The sequence below is a fragment of the Kitasatospora sp. NPDC058965 genome, assembly GCF_042741245.1.
Taxonomy (GTDB): Bacteria; Actinomycetota; Actinomycetes; order Streptomycetales; family Streptomycetaceae; genus Kitasatospora.
Genome location: NZ_JBHYKG010000540.1, coordinates 1 through 2741 on the forward strand (window position 1 = coordinate 1; position 2741 = coordinate 2741).

Annotated in this window: 4 protein-coding genes; 3 read left to right on the top strand and 1 reads right to left on the bottom strand. The window is 75.4% G+C overall.

All coding sequences use genetic code 11. From position 1 onward, the window contains the following. Together ACFW1A_RS39830 and ACFW1A_RS39835 are read left to right on the top strand one after the other, a co-directional pair. The coding region (locus tag ACFW1A_RS39830) for a helix-turn-helix transcriptional regulator (protein WP_380418510.1) at window positions 1-604 on the top strand (604 nt) is incomplete at its 5' end. Between the two features lie 168 nt (window positions 605-772). Further along, window positions 773-1276 carry a GNAT family N-acetyltransferase gene (locus tag ACFW1A_RS39835; protein ID WP_380418512.1) on the top strand — a complete coding sequence of 168 codons (504 nt, stop codon included), beginning with the start codon at window positions 773-775 and terminating at the stop codon, window positions 1274-1276. 57 nt (window positions 1277-1333) lie between these two features. Here ACFW1A_RS39835 and ACFW1A_RS39840 read toward each other — a convergent pair whose 3' ends face one another. Then, complete coding sequence (locus tag ACFW1A_RS39840) at window positions 1334-1966, bottom strand: TetR/AcrR family transcriptional regulator (protein ID WP_380418514.1); 633 nt, start codon at window positions 1964-1966, stop codon at window positions 1334-1336. A gap of 154 nt (window positions 1967-2120) precedes the next feature. Here ACFW1A_RS39840 and ACFW1A_RS39845 point away from each other — a divergent pair, with 154 nt between their 5' ends. Then, a complete protein-coding gene (locus tag ACFW1A_RS39845) occupies window positions 2121-2561 on the top strand; it encodes a hypothetical protein (protein ID WP_380418516.1) in 441 nt (146 codons plus the stop codon). Window positions 2562-2741: the final 180 nt, after the last annotated feature.

Genomic DNA, 2741 nt, shown 5'->3' on the forward strand with positions numbered 1-2741 from the left:
GCGCGACCTGCAAGCGCTGATGGAGGCCGGCGTCCCGGTGCGCACCACGACCGGGCGGGGCGGCGGGTGGTCGATCGATCCGGCGATGACCCTGCCGCCGATCCGGTTCACCGCCGACGAGGCGGCCGCGCTGGTCACCGCGCTCGCCGCCGCGGACGCCTCGGCGCCGTACGCCGGTGCCGCCCGCACGGCGGCCCAGAAGATCGCGGCCTCGATGACCGGTCCCGCCACGGAAGCCGCCGAACGCCTCGCCGCCCGGATCGTCGCCCTGCCCGCCCGGACCGCGGAGTCGGTCCGGACCGCGGTGGAGCGGGCCCTCACCGACGGCACCGTGCTGCGCCTGCGCTACGTCGACGCGACCGGCCGGGAGAGCGACCGCCTGGTCGAGCCGGCCGGGCTGCTGACCGCCGACGGCAAGTGGTACCTCATCGCGTGGTGCCGCACCCGGCGGGCCGGTCGGGGGTTCCGGCTGGACCGGATCTCGGCCGCGGCGCCGACCGCCGAACGGGCCCACCCGCACGACCTGGCCGGCCTGCTGCTCGGCTCGGCCGGCGCCGGGGCACTGCGCCCGCCCGCGCTCGCTCCGCTCGCCGCCCCGCAGTGACCGCCGTGAGTGACCCGCGGGCGCCCGCCGCGAGCAACCGCCGTGAGTGACCCGCAGGCGCCCGCCGCGAGCAACCGCCATGACCGCCGTGGCCCCCATGCCCACCGAAACCGCCGTACCCACGGAAACCCCCGTGCCCGCCCGGACCGCCGTGGCTAGGCTCCACCCGTGGACCACACCGCGCCCGTCCTGACCCTGCTGCACCCCGAGCACGCCCCTGCCCTGCTCGCCTTCGAGCTGGCCAACCGCGCCTACTTCGCCGCCGTCATCCCCGACCGGGGCGACGCGTTCTTCGAGCACTTCGACGACCGGTTCGCCACGCTGCTGGCCTACCAGGTGGCCCGCACCGACGCCTTCTACCTCGTGCTCGACCCGGACGGCGCCGTCCTGGGCCGCTTCAACCTGGCCCGCATCACCGACGGCACCGCCGAGCTCGGGTACCGCGTCGCCGAGCACGCCACCGGCCGGGGACTCGCGACCGCCGCCGTCCTGGAGCTGTGCCGCCTCGCGCCGGCCCGGCACGGCCTGCACACGCTGCGGGCGTCGGTCGCCGACCGGAACCTCGCCTCCCGGACGGTGCTCTCCCGCACCGGCTTCACCGCGACCGGCCCGGTCGACCTCAACGGCAAGCCCGGCACCTGGTACCGGCGCGACCTGCTGCGCCACCCGTAGCACCGCCCGCCTCGCCGCCGGGCGCACCGCCCGTCCCCCCGCAGCTGTCCGACTGCCCTACTCCACCGCCAGGTCCAGGCTCGCCGGGACGGCCGTGAACGCCAGCCGCAGCCCGGCCAGCAGCGCCGGGCGACCGCCCTCGCCGTCCCGGTGCACCCAGTCGCGGGCGGCCACGGCCCAAGCCGTCATGGTGAGTTCGGCCAGGACCTGGAGCCGGACGTCGCCCGGGTCGAGCCCGAGCTGCCCGGCGAGCAGGGCCCGGGCCTCGCGCTTCACCTCGTGGCGGTGGCGCTCCACGTAGGCGAGCAGGGCGTCCGCCGTCAGCACCAGGCGGCGGGTTGCCACGTAGCGCCCGTCCCAGTCCCCCGGCAGCGCCTGCACACTGGCGGCCAACGCCTCGCACAACCCGGCGAAGACCAGGCCGGCCGGCTCGCGCGCGGCCAACACCGCCAGCCAGGCCGCCCACAGCTCGGCCTCGGCCTCGATCGCGACCGCCTCCTTGGCCGGGAACGTGCGGAAGAAGGTGCTCTTCGAGACCTCCACCTCGTCGGCCAGCTCGTCCACCGTCACCGCCTCGAAGCCCCTGGCCGCGAACAGCCGCAACGCGGCGTCGGCGAGGGCCCGGCGGGTGCGCAGCTTCTTTCGCTCGCGCAGCGGGAGGGAGCGGTCGTCGACCGGGGTGGCGTCCATGGCGGCCATCCTAGCGGCGGAGCTGGAGCCGAGATCCCTATGAATCTCAGTCGAAAATGGTTCTTGCACACAATTGAGACTCAGTGCCAAACTCTACTCGGCACCGGAACCCCGGCCGCCGCACCCGAGAACGCACGAGAAGCAGGAGAACCCCATGTCCACCACCACCGTCGGCACCGCCCTCGACCCGCAACTGCTCGGCCGCTCGGAGAACCTGCACCGCGCCATGCTCACCCGCACGCTGGCGGGGACCGGCCTGGACTACCCGGGCTGGGCCGCCCTGAAGGTCGCCTCGATCGGCACCCCGGCACCACGCACGCAGCTGGCCGACCGGATCGTCACCGCCGGCAGGATCGAGGCGGAGCGCGTCGAGGCCGCACTGGACCTGCTGCTGTCGGCCGGCCTGATCGAGGACACCGGGCCGGACCTGGCCCTCACCCCCGCCGGAACCGGCCTGGCAGACACGGTCTCCGCCACCGCCGCGGCCAATGTCGGCGAGGTCTACGGCAGCATCCCGGCCGAGGACCTGGCCACCGCGGGCCGCGTGGTCACCGCGATCAACGCGGCCATCGAGGCCAAGCTGGGCCTCGCCTGACCCTCCGTCACCCGGCCGCCGGTGCGTCCCCCGTCGACCGGCGCGACGAGCAGGACCCGGGTGACCGGACGTCAGCGCGCCGCCGGTCGACCGGTCAGCCCTCCTGCCGCCACGGCCGCAGCTTCGCCGGATTGCGGACCACCCAGATCCTGGTGACGCGACCGTCGGCCACCTCGAACG

Bases quoted from the DNA above. Each gene is read 5' to 3' on its own strand.
- ACFW1A_RS39845 (WP_380418516.1), top strand. From the start codon at position 2,121: ATGTCCACCACCACCGTCGGCACCGCCCTCGACCCGCAACTGCTCGGC.
- ACFW1A_RS39840 (WP_380418514.1), bottom strand. From the start codon at position 1,966: ATGGACGCCACCCCGGTCGACGACCGCTCCCTCCCGCTGCGCGAGCGA.